The sequence below is a fragment of the Pelomonas sp. KK5 genome, from assembly GCF_001984095.1.
Lineage (GTDB): Bacteria > Pseudomonadota > Gammaproteobacteria > Burkholderiales > Burkholderiaceae_C > KK5.
This window is the reverse complement of sequence record NZ_LYVQ01000147.1, coordinates 1-16898: the sequence shown is the minus strand read 5'-3', so window position 1 is coordinate 16898 and position 16898 is coordinate 1. Positions and strand designations below refer to the sequence as shown.

17 protein-coding genes are annotated in these 16898 nt (G+C 70.3%); 8 read left to right on the top strand and 9 right to left on the bottom strand.

Translation table 11 applies throughout. From position 1 onward, the window contains the following. The 4 genes from B0W88_RS21010 to B0W88_RS20995 form a co-directional block, all read right to left on the bottom strand. Nucleotides 1–621, bottom strand: a 621-nt coding sequence (locus tag B0W88_RS21010) for an SDR family NAD(P)-dependent oxidoreductase (RefSeq protein WP_077036586.1), incomplete at its 3' end; no start/stop codon positions are given. After that, nucleotides 618–1859, bottom strand: a complete 1242-nt coding sequence (locus B0W88_RS21005; protein ID WP_077036585.1) for a thiolase family protein — start codon at nt 1857–1859, stop codon at nt 618–620. The genes B0W88_RS21010 and B0W88_RS21005, both read right to left, overlap by 4 nt. Then, complete coding sequence (locus B0W88_RS21000) at nt 1856–2596, bottom strand: crotonase/enoyl-CoA hydratase family protein (RefSeq protein ID WP_233151792.1); 741 nt, start codon at nt 2594–2596, stop codon at nt 1856–1858. Before B0W88_RS21000 ends, B0W88_RS21005 begins: the two co-directional genes overlap by 4 nt. Before the next feature lie 83 nt (nt 2597–2679). Continuing rightward, on the bottom strand, nt 2680–4500 hold the full coding sequence (locus tag B0W88_RS20995) for a feruloyl-CoA synthase (protein ID WP_077036583.1): 1821 nt from the start codon (nt 4498–4500) through the stop codon (nt 2680–2682). Nucleotides 4501–4586: 86 nt separating this feature from the next. Between B0W88_RS20995 and B0W88_RS20990 the strand changes: the two genes are divergently transcribed. Continuing rightward, complete coding sequence (locus B0W88_RS20990) at nt 4587–5156, top strand: TetR/AcrR family transcriptional regulator (protein WP_077036582.1); 570 nt, start codon at nt 4587–4589, stop codon at nt 5154–5156. Nucleotide 5157: 1 nt separating this feature from the next. On the opposite strand, the gene B0W88_RS20985 is transcribed toward B0W88_RS20990, so the two are convergent. Next, on the bottom strand, nt 5158–6060 hold the full coding sequence (locus B0W88_RS20985) for a LysR family transcriptional regulator (RefSeq protein ID WP_077036581.1): 903 nt from the start codon (nt 6058–6060) through the stop codon (nt 5158–5160). Nucleotides 6061–6242: 182 nt separating this feature from the next. On the opposite strand from B0W88_RS20985, the gene B0W88_RS20980 reads away from it, so the two are divergent. The 5 genes from B0W88_RS20980 to B0W88_RS20960 are packed head-to-tail and all read left to right on the top strand — an operon-like array spanning nt 6243 to nt 11535. Then, nucleotides 6243–7286 (top strand): TRAP transporter substrate-binding protein, encoded by a 1044-nt coding sequence (locus B0W88_RS20980; RefSeq protein ID WP_144006870.1) that lies wholly within the window; start codon nt 6243–6245, stop codon nt 7284–7286. A 14-nt stretch (nt 7287–7300) separates the two neighbouring features. Continuing rightward, entirely contained in the window at nt 7301–7819 is a 519-nt protein-coding gene (locus tag B0W88_RS20975) for a TRAP transporter small permease (protein ID WP_077036580.1), read from the top strand. After that, nucleotides 7816–9147, top strand: coding sequence for a TRAP transporter large permease (locus B0W88_RS20970; protein WP_077036579.1), 1332 nt, complete (start codon nt 7816–7818; stop codon nt 9145–9147). The genes B0W88_RS20975 and B0W88_RS20970 overlap by 4 nt, the downstream gene beginning before the upstream one ends. 5 nt (nt 9148–9152) lie before the next feature. Beyond that, nucleotides 9153–10418, top strand: a complete 1266-nt coding sequence (locus B0W88_RS20965) for a gallate dioxygenase (protein ID WP_077036578.1) — start codon at nt 9153–9155, stop codon at nt 10416–10418. A 13-nt stretch (nt 10419–10431) separates the two neighbouring features. After that, nucleotides 10432–11535, top strand: a complete 1104-nt coding sequence (locus B0W88_RS20960) for a porin (protein ID WP_077036577.1) — start codon at nt 10432–10434, stop codon at nt 11533–11535. Nucleotides 11536–11678: 143 nt separating this feature from the next. Here the strand turns inward: B0W88_RS20960 and B0W88_RS20955 are convergent, their stop codons facing one another. The 3 genes from B0W88_RS20955 to B0W88_RS20950 form a co-directional block, all read right to left on the bottom strand. Beyond that, nucleotides 11679–14633, bottom strand: a complete 2955-nt coding sequence (locus B0W88_RS20955) for an adenosylcobalamin-dependent ribonucleoside-diphosphate reductase (protein WP_077036576.1) — start codon at nt 14631–14633, stop codon at nt 11679–11681. 121 nt (nt 14634–14754) lie between these two features. After that, the gene (locus tag B0W88_RS33755; RefSeq protein WP_158080903.1) at nt 14755–14904 is read right to left on the bottom strand and encodes a hypothetical protein; all 150 of its coding nucleotides are present in this window, start codon (nt 14902–14904) and stop codon (nt 14755–14757) included. Nucleotides 14905–14999: 95 nt separating this feature from the next. Then, nucleotides 15000–15581, bottom strand: a complete 582-nt coding sequence (locus tag B0W88_RS20950; RefSeq protein WP_077036575.1) for a DUF1134 domain-containing protein — start codon at nt 15579–15581, stop codon at nt 15000–15002. Between the two features lie 154 nt (nt 15582–15735). Here B0W88_RS20950 and B0W88_RS20945 point away from each other — a divergent pair, with 154 nt between their 5' ends. Both B0W88_RS20945 and B0W88_RS20940 read left to right on the top strand, forming a co-directional pair. Next, complete coding sequence (locus B0W88_RS20945; protein ID WP_077036574.1) at nt 15736–16188, top strand: hypothetical protein; 453 nt, start codon at nt 15736–15738, stop codon at nt 16186–16188. 13 nt (nt 16189–16201) lie between these two features. Further along, nucleotides 16202–16594 (top strand): PilZ domain-containing protein, encoded by a 393-nt coding sequence (locus B0W88_RS20940; protein ID WP_077036573.1) that lies wholly within the window; start codon nt 16202–16204, stop codon nt 16592–16594. Here the strand turns inward: B0W88_RS20940 and B0W88_RS20935 are convergent. Further along, on the bottom strand, nt 16575–16898 hold a 324-nt coding region (locus B0W88_RS20935), incomplete at its 5' end, for an alpha/beta fold hydrolase (RefSeq protein WP_198937894.1). The two genes, B0W88_RS20940 and B0W88_RS20935, sit on opposite strands and share 20 nt — an antisense overlap.

The following is a 16898-nucleotide window of genomic DNA, read 5'->3' as shown; positions in this document are numbered from 1 at the left end:
GGCCTGCACCTCGGGCGGCAGCGTCTCCATCAGCGGCGTGTGGAACAGGCCCGGCGCGATCGTGACGATGCGGATGCCGTGCTGCGCCAGGTCGCGCGCCATCGGCAGCGTCATCGAGACGATGCCTCCCTTGCTCGCCGCATAGCCCTGCTGGCCGACCTGCCCGTCGTAGGCGGCGACCGAGGCGGTCATCAACATGAAGCCGCGCTCGCCGTCCTCCAGCGGCTCCAGCTTCGCCATGCGGGAGGCGGCGAGGCGGATCACGTTGTAGGTGCCGATCAGGTTGACCCTGACGACGCGCTCGAAGTCCTCCAGCGGGGCTGGCGAGCCGTCCTTGGCGATCACCCGCCTGGCCGTGCCGATGCCGGCGATGTTCATCACGATGCGGGCCGGGCCGTGGGCGGCTTCGGCCTGCGCCAGCGCGGCTTCGACCTCGGGCCCGGAGGTGATGTCGCAGCGGACGGCGAGCCCGCCGATCTCGCCGGCCACCGCGCGGGCCTGGGCCTCGTTGACGTCCAGCACCGTCACCCGCGCGCCGCGGCGGGCCAGCTCGCGGGCGGTGGCGGCGCCGAGGCCGGAGCCGCCGCCGGTGACGATGGCGGCCTGTGCATCGATGTTCATCGCGTCCTGTCTCCTTGTTGTGGGTTCTCGATCAGCAGGGCGATGCCCTGCCCGCCGCCGACGCAGGCCGAGGCGATGCCCCAGCGCGCGCCGATGTCCTTCAACTGCCGGGCCACGCTGACGGTGAGCCGCACGCCGGTGGCGGCCAGCGGGTGGCCCAGCGCGATCGCGCCGCCGTGAACGTTGAGCTTCTCTTCGTCCAGGCCCAGCTCGCGCTGCACGGCCAGGATCTGCGCGCCCTGGGCCTCGTTGATCTCGAAGCGGGCGATGTCGCCGAGCCGCAGGCCGCTGCGCTCCAGCAGCAGCCGGATCGCCGGCGCCGGGCCGATGCCCATGTAGGCCGGCTCGACGCCGACCACCGCCGCCGCAGCCAGGCGGGCCAGCGGCGCGCGGTCCAGCGCCGCCCCGCTGACGAGCACGGCCGCCGCGGCCGCATCGGTCAGCGCCGAGCTGTTGCCGCCGCTCTGCACGCCGCCCGGGTAGACGCTGCGCAGCTTCGCCAGCACCTCGGGCGGTGAGCGGCGCGGGTGGGTGTCGCGGTCGGCCAGCGCCACCTTGCCGGCCAGGCGGATGCCACGCGGCCTGAAGCCGGTCAGCTCGAATGACTCGTTACTGACCGGCACGATCTCGCCGTCGAACCAGCCGGCCTCCTGCGCCGCCACCGCCCGCTCGAAGGAGCGTGAAGCGAATGCATCCACGTCTTCGCGCGAGATGCCGTAGCGCTGCGCCAGGTTCTCGGCCGTCTGGATCATCGAGACGCCGGTGGCCGGGTCGGTCAGCGCCTCCCACATGAAGTCCTTGAAGCCCACCGGCGCGCCCAGCGTGAAGCCCTGGCGGTGGTCGAAGGCGGCGACCGGGTTGCGGGTCATCGACTCGGTGCCCACCAGCAGCACCCGCTGGGCCGTGCCGGCGGCGATCTGCTCGCCGGCCTGGCGGAACAGCTCGAAGCCGGTGCCGCAGATGCGCTGCACCATCAGCGCCGGCACCTGCTGCGGCACGCCGGCGTACAGGCCGATGTGGCGCGGCACGTAGAACTGGTCGAAGCCGCCGGGCGCCATATTGCCGGCGAGGACCGAGTCGATGCCGGCCGCCGCCACACCGCTGCGCGCCAGCACCGCGCGGGCGGCCTTGATGCCCAGGTCGATCGGGTTGACCGAGGCGAAGGCGCCGCAGTAGTCGACCATCGGGGTGCGCAGGCCGTCGAGCAGCCAGGCGTCGTCGAAGCGCTGGAACATCATGATTGCTGCGGCCTTTCCACCTTGGCGGCGCGCTTGTCGAGGAAGTCGCGGATGCGCTGCTTGGCCGCCTCGTCGCCCTGGGCGATGGCGGCCATCAGCGATTCGACGAACAGGCCCTCGCCCTGCGCCATGTCGGCGATGCGCGGCAGCGCATGCATCACGGCGAAGTTGGACAGCGGCGCGTTGGCGGCGATGCGGCGCGCCAGCTCGATCGCCTTGTCCAGCGCCGCGCCGGGCTCGGTCACATAGCTGCAGCAACCGGCGGCCAGCGCCTCCTCGGCGCCGAGTACGCGGCCGGTGAGCATCATGTCGCTCATCCGCGCCACGCCGATCAGCCGCGGGATGCGCGCCGAGCCGCCGCCGCCGACGAAGATGCCGCGCTGGCCCTCGGGCAGCGCGAAGAAGGCCGTGCGGTCGGCCACGCGGATGTGGGCGCTGGCGGCCAGCTCGAAGCCGCCGCCGACCACCGCGCCCTGCAGTGCCACCACCACCGGCGCGCGGCCGAACTGCAGCTGGTCGAAGGCCGCATGCCAGCTGCGCGAGTGCAGCACCCCTTCGGCCACCGAGCGCTCGCTGAGGTCCGAGAGGTCCAGCCCGGCGCAGAAATGCTCGCCCTCCCCGCTGACGACGATGGCGCGCACATCGGCCGGCGCGCCGGCCAGGGCCATGTGCAGCTCGGCGATCAGCGCGTCGTTCAGCGCATTGCGCTTGGCCGGGCGGGCCAGGCTCAGGTGCATGACGCCGTGGCCGTCCTGCGTGGCGCGCAGCAGGCCTAGCTGGGACAGCGGCCCCTCGACGGGGGCGAATGAAGACGAATCGGTCATGCGTTGAACTTCAGAGTTAGCTTGCGTGGGTCGTCGGCCTCGCCGTACAGCGCCTCGACGTCCGCCGCGCGGCGCTGCAGCACCGCGCGCTGGTTGATGTAGCCCTTGTCGGTGATCTCGCCGGCCTCCATCACCGGCCCCGTTTCCAGCAGCAGGGCGCGTACGGGATGCGAGGCGCTGCCGCCCTCGCCGTCCGCGGCGAAGGCCTGCAGCGCGGCGCGCACCCGATCGCGCCGTTGCTCGGGCGGCAGAGCCAGGCCGGCGGCGGAGAGGAAGACCAGCGCGCCGAGCTCGTTGCGGTCATGGCCGGTCAGCACCACGTCCTGCGCCAGCGGCGACAGCGCCGAGCACAGCCGCACCCGCAGCGTGCCGACCGAGACCCAGGTGCCGGTGGCGAGCTTGAAGTCCTCCGCCACGCGGCCGTCGAACATCACGCCGCGCTCGGGATGCGCCTCGTCGACGAGCCGGCCGGCATCGCCGATGCGGTAGTAGCCCTCCTCGTCGAAGGCCTCGGCAGTGAGCGCCGGCGCATCGCGGTAGCCGGGGAACAGCGCCTCGCTCTTGACCCGCATCTCCAGCTTGCCGCCGTTGGGCAGGAACTTCAGCGCCACGCCCGGCAGCGGCACGCCGATGCAGCCGGCCCGCTCAAGCCAGAAGTGGGCCATCGTGATCGCCGGCGCGGTCTCGGTGGAGCCCCAGGAGGTCGTGAGCCACAGCGGCTCGCCGCGCAATCGCGTGGCCAGCCCCTGCAGCCGGTCCCAGGTGGCCTGCGGCAGGCCGGCGCCGGCATAGAACACGCCGCGCAGCTGCGAGAGGAAGCGACGGGCCAGTGCCTCGTCAAGCTCCAGCGCCGGCAGCAGCATGTCCAGCCCGCGGGGCACGTTGAAGTGCAGCGTGGGCGCGCAGTCGGCCAGGTTGCGCAAGGTGCGATCGATCAGGCCCGGCATCGGGCGGCCGTCGTCGATATGCAGCGTGCCGCCATGGGCCAGCACCATATTGAAGTTGTGGTTGCCGCCGAAGGTGTGGCTCCAGGGCAGCCAGTCCAGCAGCTGCGGCTTCTCGTGCGCCAGGAAGCGCCAGGCCTGGACGATCATCTGCTGGTTGGCGCAGAGCATCCGGTGGGTGTTGATGACGACCTTGGGCACGCCGGTGGAGCCGGAGGTGAGCAGGTACTTGGCGTGATCGTCGGGGCGGATCGCGGCGAAGCGTTCCATCACGGCCGGGGTCTCGCGGGTGCGGGCCAGCGCCTCGAAGGGCAAGGCGCCTTTCACCTGCTCCGCGCCCCGGCCGACGACGCGGATCACGTCCGCGTCGCAGCAGGCCAGCGCCGCTCCATACACCGCTGCATCTGATGCGTACACCAACGAGGGCTTCAGCGCCTGCAGGATGCCGCGCAGCCGCGCGTGGTCCTTACTGAGCCGCGAGTAGGCGCTGGAGACGGTGCAGGGCACCAGGCCCACGTGCATGGCCGCCAGCGCCAGCACCGCATGCTCGATCGCGTTGTCGGAGAGGATGGCCAGCGGCCGGCCGGGCGGCAGGTCCAGGCCCAGCAGGCCCTGGGCGACCGCGCCGATCTGCTCGCGCAGGCCGCGCCAGCTGAGGCGCCGCCAGCCGTCTGCCCCCTCCTTCCCGACGCGCTCGGCCAGCACGATGGCCTCCGGCGTCTCGCGCGCCCAGCGCTCGATCCATTCGCCGACGCAGCGCTCGTACGGCACCAGCGCCTCGGCCGCGCGCAGCACGAAGCTGCCGTCGGCGCGGTCCTCGCGCAGCGTGCGCGGCGGGGCCATCAGGCGCGGGTCGAGCAGGAAGGGCGGCATCGGAATTTTTCCTCATCCATACATCGGTGTATGGACAAATGGTAGAAAATCTCCGCACCGAAGAAACTGGGGTTTACGCCGATCACATGCCCAACCCGCTGACGCCCGAGCACTGGATCGAAGCCGCGACGCAACTGCTGGTCGACGGCGGCGCGGAGCATGTCCGCGTGGACGTGATCGCCAGGCAGTTGGGCGTCACCCGCGGCAGCTTCTACTGGCACTTCAAGGACCGCGACGAGCTGCTGCAGCGCATGCTGCAGGCCTGGCGCGAGCTGGCCACGGTGCAGGTCAACCAGCGCTTCTCCGACGCCAGCGCCGACCCGCGCGAGCTGATCCACAAGCTGCTGTCCCTGCCCTTCCGCGGCCGGGCCGCGCTGCGCGCGGCGCGGGTGGAGCTGGCGATCCGCGACTGGGCGCGCCGCGACCCGATGGCCCGTCACGCGGTGGACGAGGCCGACGCGATGCGCGTCTCCTACATCGCCCAGTGCTTCAGCGCGCTGGGCTTCAGCATCCCCGATGCGCGCCAGCGCGCGCAGCTGCTCTATGCCTACGAGCTGGGCGAGTCGCTGATGGCCCACCAGGGCTCGGCCGAGCTGAAGGCGCAGCGCAGCGCCTTGATGGAACGGCTGCTGCTGTCGGAACCGACGGTCGACTGACTCAGGCGGTTCGGGTGAGGTAGTGCGCGGCCCGGTGCAGGTGGGCCAGGAAGTGGCGCACGCTCGGCTTCAGCGCCGTCTCCGCCCGCGCCAGCGCGCCCAGTGTCAGCTTCAACGGCCCCTCGGCCACCGGCACGACCTGCAGGTGGTGCATGGCAAACGGGTTCACCGCGATCTGGTGCGGCAGCAGGCCGACGATATTGCCGCTGGCGATCACCGAGAGCAGCCCCAGCGTCGAGTTGACCAGCGCGCCGGCCGGCGGCGGCTTCAGGCCGTGGGTCTCGAACAGCATCTTGGCGTAGCCGGCATCGGCCGAGGCGCCGGTGTAGACCCAGGGCGCATCGCCCAGCTCGGCCAGGCTGCGGGCGCGCGCCAGCGGGTTGCCCTTGCGCACGACGATCACCATGTCGATCGGCATCAGCTTCTCGACGATGAACTCGCCCGGCGGCAGGTGCTCGGGCAGCGGGCCCAGCGCGATGTCCACCTCGCCCTTGCGCAGCCGCGTGAGCTGCGCGATGTAGAGCTCCTCGATGATGCGCAGCTGGATCTCGGGGAACTCCTGGCCGAAGGTGCGCAGCGCCTCGGGCACCAGCAGCATCACCGCCAGCGGCACCGCGCCGATCGCCAGCGTGCCGGTCATGCGGCCGCCGAGCTGCTGGATCTGGTCGACCGCATGGGCCAGCTCGCGGTCCGCCGCGATGGCGCGTTCGTACAACACCATGCCTTGCGCGGTGGCCAGCACCCCGGTGGTGGAACGCAGCAGCAGCGTGGTGGCGAGCTCGCGCTCCAGCTCGCGGATCATCTTGGTCAGCGCCGGCTGGGAGACGCCGATGCGCCGGGCCGCGGCCCGCAGGCTGCCTTCCTCGATCGCGGCGACGAAGGCGCGCAGGTTCGTCAGTTTCATGCAGCGCCGCCCGGCCGCCCGAAGGCGCTGAGCGCCCCCTCGGGGGGCAGCGAATGGAGTGAGCGTGGGGGCCTCATGGTCAACCATGATAACCACGGGTTATCACGCCGGCAGCGCCGCCATCTCGTTAAGAAGTGTCTCGATTCCTAGACTGCGCCGCATCACAACGAGGAGACACCCGAATGACGATGCGCCGCTTCAGCCGCGCCGCGGCCCTGGCCTGCCTGTTCGCTTCCTGCGCCACCGTTCCCGTGGCCCATGCAGCCGACGAGGTGGTGCTGAAGGTCCACCACTTCCTGCCGGCCAGCTCCTATGCGCAGCAGATGTTCATCCAGCCCTGGTGCGACAAGATCGCGGCCGAGTCGGCCAGGAAGATCCGCTGCCAGATCTACCCCTCGATGCAGCTCGGCGGCACGCCGCCGCAGCTGGTGGACCAGCTCCGTGACGGCATCGTCGACGTGATCTGGACCCTGCCCGGCTACACGCCCGGCCGCTTCCCGCGCATCGAGGCCTTCGAGCTGCCCTTCATGATGCAGAGCCCCTCGGCCACCAGCCATGCGCTGTGGGACTACGTGCAGGCCAATGCCGCCGACGAGTTCAAGGCTGTCCATCCGCTGGCCTTCCACGTCCACGGCGACGGCGTGTTCCACATGGTCAACCACCCCATCCGCACGCTGGCCGATTTCAAGGGCATGAAGCTGCGCGCCCCGACGCGGCAGACCAACAAGCTGCTGGCCGCCCTGGGCGCAACGCCGGTGGCGATGCCGGTGCCGCAGGTGGGCGATGCGCTGGCCAAGGGCGTGATCGACGGGGCGCTGGTGCCTTATGAAGTCGTGCCCTCGGTGAAGATCCAGGAGCTGGTGAAGTTCCATTCGGAGACCGATCCGTCGGAGCCGGCCATCTACACCTCCACCTTCGTGTTCGCGATGAACAAGGCGCGCTACGACAGCCTGCCGCCGGAGCTGAAGAAGGTGATCGACGCCAACAGCGGCGCGGATCTGTCAGCGCACATCGGCGCCGTCTTCGTGCAGGCCGATGCCGAGGGCAAGAAGCTCACCAAGGGCAACACGACCAATGTGATCCCCAAGGCCGAGCTGGCGAACTGGAAGAAGGCGGCGCAGGGCGTCACCGATGCCTGGGTGGCCGAGACGACCGCCAAGGGCATGAACGGCCAGCAGCTGCTGGACAGCGCGAAGGCGCTGATCGCGAAGTACCAGAAGAACTGAAGAAGAGCCCTCCGATGTCCGAACCGATTGCCGCCCCGCCCTTGCCCACGGGGCGATGGGGCCATGCCCTCGCCACCACCTGCCGCGCCTTCGCCATCTTCGGCGCGCTGGTCTTCGTCGCCATCGTCGTGATGAGCGTGGTCTCGATCTCCGGCCGCAAACTGTTCTCGCAGCCGATCCCCGGCGACGTGGAGATGCTGCAGATGTGCGCGGCCTTCGCCTCCGCCTGCTTCTTTGCCTGGTGCCACCTGAGCGGCAGCGACGTGAAGGTGGACTTCTTCACCGCCAAGCTGTCGCCGCGCATCGTCCACGCGCTCGATGCCTTCGGCTCGCTGCTGGTGGCGCTGTTCGGCGCCGTGATCGCGTGGCGATCGGCCGCCGGCGCGCTGGTCGTGCGCGAGGCCGGCGAGCACAGCATGCTGGTCGACTGGCCGCTGTGGATGCCGCAGATGGCGATGGTGCCGGGCTTCGCGCTGCTGGCGCTGGCCGGCCTGTATCGCGCCTGGCAGCATGCGGTGGAGGCACGAGCATGAGCGGCATCCAGATCGGATCGACGATCTTCCTCGCGCTGATGGTGTTGCTCGCCTTGCGCGTGCCCATCGGCATCGCGATGTTCACGATGGGCGCGGCCGGCTACTGGGCGCTCAGCGATTTCGAGACGGTGCGGCTGCTGGCGGCGCTGAAGACACTGGCCTATGCGCGGCTCTCGAACTACGACATCGCGGTGATCCCGCTGTTCCTGCTGATGGGCCAGTTCGCCACGCACGGCGGCCTGAGCAAGGCACTGTTCCGCTTCGTCGCGGCCTTCATGGGCCATCTGCGCGGCGGCATCGCGATGGCCGCGGTGGGGGCCTGCGCGGGCTTCGGCGCGATCTGCGGCTCCTCGCTCGCCACCGCCGCCACGATGGGCCAGGTCGCCCTGCCCGAGCTGCGCCGCTTCGGCTATGCGGGCAGCCTGTCCACCGGCGCGCTGGCCGCGGGCGGCACGCTGGGCATCCTGATCCCGCCCTCGGTCCCGCTGGTGATCTACGCGATCCTGACGCAGGAGTCGATCGGCAAGCTGTTCATGGCCGCGGTGCTGCCCGGCGTGATCGCGATGGTGGGCTACATGATCGTGGTGCGGCTGTTCGTGGCCTTCCGGCCGCTGGCCGCGCCAGCCGGCCCGGTCGTTCCCTGGCCCGATCGGCTGAAGGCGCTGGCCCAGGTGCTGCCGGTGCTGGGCGTGTTCGTCGTCGTCATCGTCGGCATCTACGGCGGCTGGGCCAACCCGACCGAGGCGGCCGCCATCGGCGCGGCGGCCTGCGGGCTGCTGGCGATCGCCAAGGGCGACCTGGACCTCGGCGGGCTCAAGGCCAGCCTGCTCGGCACCGCGCAGGCCACCGCGATGATCTACGTCGTGCTGCTCGGCGCGGACATGCTGAACACCGCGCTGGCCCTCTCGCAGATGCCGGTGGAACTGGCCGCCTGGGTGCAGGCCAGCCAGCTGAGCCCGATGCTGGTGATGATCGCGATCCTCGTCATCTACATCCTGCTCGGCTGCGTGATGGACAGCCTGGCGATGATCCTGCTGACCATTCCGATCTTCTACCCGGTCGTGATGGGCCTCGATTTCTACGGCCTCAGCAGCACCGACAAGAGCGTCTGGTTCGGCATCCTGGCGCTGATGGTGGTGGAGATCGGCCTGGTCCATCCGCCGGTGGGGATGAACGTCTACATCATCAACCGGCTCGCGCGCGACGTGCCGCTGTCCGAGACCTTCAAGGGCGTGATGCCCTTCCTCGCCTCGGACCTGCTGCGCATCGCGCTGCTGCTGGCCTTCCCGTCGATCGCGCTGGTGCTCGTGCACAGCTTCGGGGCCTGAATACGATGGCGCGAATCATCGGCGGCATCGCCGCCTCCCACACCCCGACGATCGGCTTCGCCTTCGACGCCGACAAGCGCGCGGACCCGGTGTGGGCCCCGATCTTCGAGGCCTTCGCGCCCGTGCAGGCGTGGATCGCCGACAAGCAGCCCGATGTGCTGCTGATGATCTACAACGACCACGTCACGTCCTTCTTCTTCGACCACTACTCGGCCTTCACACTGGGCGTCGGCGAGCAGTGGGCGGTTGCCGACGAAGGCGGCGGCGCGCGCGAGCTGCCGCCGGTGCAAGGCCATGCGGCGCTGGCCGCGCACATCGGCCAGTCGCTGATGGGCGAGGAGTTCGACCTGTCCTTCTTCCAGGACCGCGGGCTGGACCATGGCTGCTTCTCGCCGCTGTCGGTGATGTGCCCGCACGAGCCGGCCTGGCCGGTCAAGCTGGTGCCGCTGCAGATGGGCGTGCTGCAGTTCCCGATTCCCAGCGCCCGGCGCTGCTGGAAGCTGGGGCAGGCGCTGCGCCGCGCGATCGAGAGCTATCCGGACGAGGACCTGAAGGTCGCCATCGTGGCCACCGGCGGGCTTTCGCACCAGGTGCACGGCGAGCGCGCCGGCTTCAACAACCCCGAGTGGGACGGGCAGTTCCTGGACCTCTTCGAGAACGACCCCGAGGCGCTGGCCGGCATGACCCATGCGGAGCTGGCCGAACTGGGCGGGCTGGAGGGCTCGGAGGTGATCATGTGGCTGGTGATGCGCGGCGCGCTGGCGGCCCAGGTGCGGCGGCTGCATCGCAGCTACTACCTGCCGTCGATGACCGGCATCGCCACCGCGATCTATGAGCCGGCCCAGCCGCAGCGGCTGCCGGCGTCCACGCTGGCTCGCCACCACGCTCAAGTAACTGCCCAGCTCGACGGCATCGAACGCCTGCCTGGCACCTACCCGTTCACGCTGGAACGCAGCGTCAGGGCGTACCGGCTGAACCGCTTCCTGCACGGCCTGATCGCGCCCGAACGGCGCGCCGCCTTCCTGGCCGACGAGGAGGCGGAGTTCGAGCGCGCCGCGCTCAGCGACACCGAGCGCGACCTCGTGCGCCGGCGCGACTGGCCCGGCCTGATCCACCACGGCGTCATCTTCTTCATGCTGGAGAAGTTCGGCGCCGCCATCGGCCTCTCGAACCTGCACATCTATGCCGCGATGCGCGGCCAGTCGCTCGAAGAGTTCCAGAAGACCCGCAACGCGCAGGTCTTGTATTCCGTCGCCCCCACGATTCCATAACCCAGGAGACAACATGAAGAAGAAGACAACGACGCTGATCCCGCTGCTGATGCTGCTGGCCGCCGGCGCCGCGCAGGCCCAGTCGGTGACCATCTACGGCATCCTCGATGCCTCGGTGGAGCACCTCAACAACGTCGGCGCCGCCGGCGCCAGCCTGACCCGCATGCCCGGGCTCACGGGCACCTCGCCTTCGCGCATCGGCTTCCGCGGCACCGAGGATCTCGGCGGCGGGCTGAAGGCGCAGTTCACGCTGGAGCAGGGCTTCGGCGTGGACAGCGGCACGCTGAACCAGGGCGGCCGTGCCTGGGGCCGCCAGGCCTGGGTCGGGCTCTCCGGCGACTGGGGTTCGCTGAGCCTGGGCCGCCAGTACTCGATGCTGTTCTGGGCGATGCTGGACGCCGACATCTTCGGCCCGGCGATGTTCGGCGGCGGCTCGCTGGACAGCTACCTGCCCAACTCGCGGGTGGACAACTCGATCGGCTACCGCGGCACCTTCAGCGGCCTGACCCTGGGCGCCACCTACAGCTTCGGCCGCGACGGCGTCAACGCCGGCCCCAGCCCCTCCGGCACCAACTGCCCCGGCGAAGTGGCCGGCGACAGCAAGACCTGCCGCCAGTGGTCGGCGATGGCCAAGTACGACAGCGCCAGTTGGGGCGCCTCGCTGGCCGTCGACCAGTTGAACGGCGGCCCCGGCGCCTTCGCCGGCCTCACCAGCAGCTCGCTGACCGACCGCCGCACCAGCCTGGCCGGCTGGTTCAAGCCTATGCCGACGCTGAAGTTCGGCGCCGGCCTGCTGGCCCGCAAGAACGAGGGCAGCGCGACGACGCCGAAGAGCAATCTCTGGTATCTCGCCGGCGCCTGGACGGCCACGCCGAACTTCGTCTTCGACGCGGAGCTCTTCAAGCTCGACTACAAGGACAGCGCCAACCAGGCCACGCTGTTCACCCTGCGCGGCACCTACACCCTATCCAAGCGCACTTCCGTCTACGCCACCGCCGGCCACATCGGCAACGACGGCACGCTGGCGCTGTCGGTCAGCAATGCGGCCACCGGCAGCGCGCCGGTGGCGGGGGGATCGCAGAGCGGGCTGGCGGCAGGCATCCGGCACGTGTTCTAGCGTTCCGGGCCGAGCGCCGGGCCGCCCCAAGCCGGCCCACGGCATTCGCCCGCGGGTCGATCCCGCGGGCGAATGCGTCCCCTCGGGGGACCGACCAGGCCCGCGCGCGTTCAGCGTCGCGGGACTGGGCGAGGGGCTCCTTCTCAACCACACTGGCCGACATATCCGCAGGCAGTGCAGAAATCGCACCCGTCCTTGTGGATCATCGTGTGGTTGCCGCATTCCGGGCAGGGCCTGCCGGCCATCGCCGGGATGTCGGTGCCAGGTCTTGCCGCCTTCGGGGCCTGCTGTTGCTGTTGAAGCAGGCCCATCTCCACCAGCGGCATGCCGGCTTCGTCGAGCACGCCCAGCATCGCGTAGCGGTGGATCACCAGCCGCGCCACATAGGCCACCGTCGAGGGCCAGACCTGCTGGCGGCGCTCGCCCGAGAGGCTCGGCACCGGCGCCATGAAGTGGCCCAGCGGCTCGCCGACGTTGAGCAGCTTGCGCAGCTTCATGCCGATCCAGCCGGGGTCGATCACGCGCATGTCCAGCGAGAGCAGGCGCGCGAGGCCGTCGAGCGCCTTCGGGTAGTTGCCGGAGAAGCCCATCGCGCAAGGCCGCGTGACCGTGCCGCCGTCCGGCGTCGGCAGGCTCACCTCCTTCAGCGTCAAGGTGAACAGCTCGCCGGTGGCGGGGTTGTCCACGTCGACCGCCCAGGCCAGTGTGCCGTTGACGCCGGTGCGCGGCTCCTCGCGGCTGAACATCGCGTCCAGCACCGGCGTCGGGCCGTGCTCGTCCTGCAGCGCGCCGAGCTGCTCGCAGCGCCAGCGGATCACCGCGGCGGTGGCGGCGACGACGCCGGGGAACAGGCGCTTGTCGCCACCGGGCGGCATCGGCATCTCGAAGGCGCGCTCCTCGGCCACCGTGGCCAGGGCGTCCAGCTTCAGGCGCAGCCAGGCGGCGTCGTTGGTGCGGAGATCCATCGACAAGGTTTTCGCCAGCGCCGAAAGTCCACGAGGCTGCTCCGCGCCGTTGACCCACACCTCGAAGGGCAGCGTGCGGCCGAACAGGCCCATGTCCGGCCCCTCGGCCGGCAGCTCGCCGACGAAGAGCGCGAAGTCGCCGTGCGGGTGCTGGATCATGTAGCTCCAGGCCGGGTTGCCGCCGGGCATCTCGGGGCGACTGGGCCAGCGCAGCGAAGCGAGCACGGCCTTGGGCAGGCGGTCCACGCGCAGGCGCTGGTTGGCCCCGTCGGCCGGGCGCAGCGGCTCCGGTTCCTTGACCGGCGTGTCCACGCTCAGCACCGAGCCCAGCACGCTGTTGGGCCGGTAGGTGGCCAGACCCTTCAGCTTGCCGCGCCAGGCCTGGATGTAGAGGTCCTTGAAGTCGGCGTACGGATAGTCGGCCGGCACGTTGACCGTCTTGGAGATGGAGGTGTCGATGTAGGGCGCTACCGCCGAGACCATCTGCGCATGGTCGGCCGCGCTGAGTTCCAGCGCGGTGACGAAGGCCGATGTCAGCGGCACGTCCTCACCGAACATGTGGCGGTACAGGCGCCAGGCATGGTCCTCGACCGCGTACTCCTTGAAGCCGCCGCCCTCCAGCACCGAGACCCGCTTCTTGCGCGTGTAGCTCCAGCTGAAGGCCGGCTCGATGCCGTTGCTGGCGTTGTCGGCGAAGGCCAGGCTGATGGTGCCCGTCGGGGCGATGGACAGCAGGTGCGAGTTGCGCAGGCCCTGGGCGCGGATCCTGTCCTTGACCGCCTTCGGCAGGCGCGAGGCGAAGCTGCCGCCCGAGAGATACAGCTCGGCGTTGAACAGCGGGAAGGCGCCCTTCTCCGCCGCCAGGTCGCTGGAAGCAAGGTAGGACGCATCGCGCATTACCTCGGAGATGCGCCGCGCCATCTCGCGCGCTTCCTCGCTGTCGTAGCGCAGGTTCAGCATCACCAGCGCATCGCCCAGGCCGGTGAAGCCCAGGCCCACGCGGCGCTTGTTGCGCGCCTCGGCCGCCTGCGCGGGCAGGGGCCAGGGGGTGACGTCGAGCACGTTGTCCAGCATCCGCGTGGCCACGGCCACGACCTCGGCGAATCCCGCCTCGTCGAAGCTCGCCTGGGGGGTGAAGGGTGCGCTGACGTACTTCGTTAGGTCGACGGAGCCGAGGCAGCAGCAGCCGTAGGGCGGAAGAGGCTGCTCAGCACACGGGTTTGTGCTGGCAATCGTCTCGCAGTAATGCAGGTTGTTGTCCGCATTGATCCGGTCCAGGAACAGCACGCCCGGTTCGGCGTGGTCGTAGGTGGACTTCATGACCTGGTCCCACAGCGCGCGGGCCGGCAGCTTGCGGTAGACCCAGAGGCCGTCGCCGCGCTGCGTGGCGCCGGCTTCCTTCTGCGTGGCGCCGGGCTCGGCGCGGTGCACGAGCTCGACCGTGCGGTCGGCCAGCACGGCCTCCATGAAGGCGTCGGTCACGCCGACGGAAACGTTGAAGTTGGACAGGTCGCCGTGGTCCTTGGCGTGGATGAATTCCTCGATGTCCGGGTGGTCGCAGCGCAGCACGCCCATCTGCGCGCCGCGGCGGCTGCCGGCGCTCTCCACCGTCTCGCAGCTGCGGTCGAACACGCGCATGTAGCTGACCGGCCCGGAGGCGCTGCTGCGCGTGGAGCCCACCCAGGCGCCGCGCGGGCGGATGCGCGAGAAGTCGTAGCCGACGCCGCCGCCGCGGCGCATCGTCTCGGCCGCCTCGGTCAGCGCGGTGTAGATGCCCGGGTGGCCGTCCTCCATCGTGGCGATCGAGTCGCCGACCGGCTGGACGAAGCAGTTGATCAGCGTGGCGCTGAGTTCGGTGCCGGCGGCCGAGAGGATGCGGCCGGCCGGGATGAAGCCGCGGCGCTGGGCATCGAGGAAGCGCGCCGTCCATTCGGCGCGCTTCTCGGGCGCCTCGGCGGCGGCGAGCGCGGCGGCCACGCGCTGGCGCAGTTCATCGAGCGTACGCTCCTCGCCCTTGGCGTATTTCTCGAGCAGCACCTCGGCGCTGATTTCCTGGGCGGGCAGCGTCTGGGCGCTGTGCGCGGGACGCGCCGCATCGGGGGTGGCGCGCGTCGCCGGAGTCGGCTCGGACATGTGGATATCTCCAGTGGTCGAAGCTCCGACTTTGCCGCGTCCCCCGCCCGACGACAAGCCTCAAAATTCGATCGAATTGCAACCGGATTCGGCTGCTAACCGACTGTCTCGACGGACCCGTTCAGGGCGCCAGCACCAGCACCGAGGCCGCCGCCACGCTGAGCAGCGCCACGGTGATCACCACGCCCGGCGAGGCGGAGGAGGACTGCGCCAGGTGCAGGCAGCCCTGCAGCTGATGAACGGACCGGCTCAACTGCGAGATCAGGTTCATGCTGGTGTCCTCCGTGATGCTGGTGGAGTCTCGGCGGCCATTGTTTCGCGCATGCGTCTGCCGTGCAGGGGCAGGGTTATGCGTCGGGCGGCGCGTCAGAACGGGTTGATCGACTTCTCCCGCCGGTAGTGGACATAGCCGACGCTGGCCCCGGCGCGCAGGCCCACGCCGAGGCGGATCGGCGCCAGCGTGATGCCATGGCGGCGCTGGTAGTTGATGCCCGCGCCGCCGATGTAGTAGAGGCTGCCGTCCACGCCGGGGAAGCGCTGGAAGATCGCGTTCGTGCGCGGCAGCTTGTAGACCAGCGTGAACACCTTGGACGCATTGCCGCCGGCATCGAAGCCGATCGACGGGCCGGCCCAGTAGACCTTGGGCCCGTGCTCGCTGCCCTTCATCAGCAGTTCGCCCTCGCCGTAGCGCAGGCCCACGGTCAGCGCGCCGGCCGCTTCCTGGCCGCGGATGAAGGCGTTCGGCCGGCCCTGCTCCTTGAAGGCCTTGGCGATGACCTTGGCCAGGCCCTCGGTGGTCTCGCCGAAGAAGTCGGTGGCGGCCTTCAGGATGGATTCCTCGTCGTAGGTCTTGCCGTCCTCGTCGGCCAGGGCCGGCAGCGCGGTGGAGGCGCCCAGCACCAGGCCGCCCAGCTGGGCGATGGCGGTGCGACGATCGATGTTCGACATGGTGGTTTCCCGTAGGCTCGCAGAAGAAAGGGCCGCCAGCTTAGCGCGCGCCGGCTGACCGCAAGCAGCTCCCAGCGCCGCCATCAACTATTGGAAACACCTCCGCAGCGGCACGGATGCGGCCGTCACGGCCGCCGCCTACACTTGGCCGGCCATGAGCTCTTCATCCAACAAGGACCTGCCCAACCTCGCCACCGCGCTGGAATACGCGGACCTGGCGGCCGCCCTCTACCTGGCCGGCGGCAGCGACCACGCGGCCCGGCTGCTGGCCGCCGCGGCCGAGCAGGTGCTGGGCGACCTGGCCCGGCTGCTCGGCGAGCAGGTCCAGACCGACGAGATCCAGACCCTGCTGGCCCGCATCGCGCTGCGCTACCAGGCGCCGGCGATCGAGCCGCGCGGCAGCGCCCAGCAGCGGCGCAGCCAGTTCGGCCTGCTGCGTCCCAGCGAGCTCGGCGGCCAGCATGAGGACGAGGTGCGCAGCGCCACCGCCGCCTACCTGCGCGCCAGCTGGTACCTGCTGGAATCGATGGGCCTCGAAGCGGTGATCCCGAACCGGCTGCACCAGGCGATCGAGACCAGCACCATCGTCGCGCCCGTGGACATATGATCGACGGGTCCTCATGGAGCCCGCCATCGACACCCCGTCCGAACGCCGCAACTTCTCCCGCGTCGCCTTCGACGCGCATGCCGAGCTGGTCACCACCCAGGCCTCGCTGCGCGTGCAGGTGCTCGACCTGTCGCTGAAGGGCGCGCTGCTGCGCCTTCAGCCGGCCGGCGGCGTGGCGCCCGGCGCCCCCTGCATGCTGCGCATCCAGCTGGCCGCACTGGACAACACCGCCATCGCGATGGCCGGCGAGATCGCCCATGTCGAAGGCGAGCATGCCGGCATGATCTGCCGCAGCATCGACCTGGAAAGCATCACCCACCTGCGCCGCCTGATCGAGATGAACCTGGGCGACGCGGCGCTGCTGGACCGCGACCTGAAGTCGCTGGTCACAACGCCTCAGCAATGAAGCCGCGCAGGAGCGGATAAGCCGCCTCGGGGTCGTCCCGCCAGGCGCCGTGGCCCACGCCCGGGAAGCTGACGAACTGCGCCCACTGCGGCGGCAGCGCTGCGGCGATCTCCTGCGCATCGGCCAGCGGGCAGACCGGGTCCTGCTCGCCCGCCAGCACCAGCACCGGGCAGCGCGCGCCGGCCAGCCCGGGCAGCAGCTCCATGCCCTTCTTCTCGCCGGCGACGAAGTGGAACAGGATCTCCTCGTTGATCAGCGTGCGCAGGCCGGCTTCGGGGTCGAGCGGCGGGCGGGTGTTGTAGAG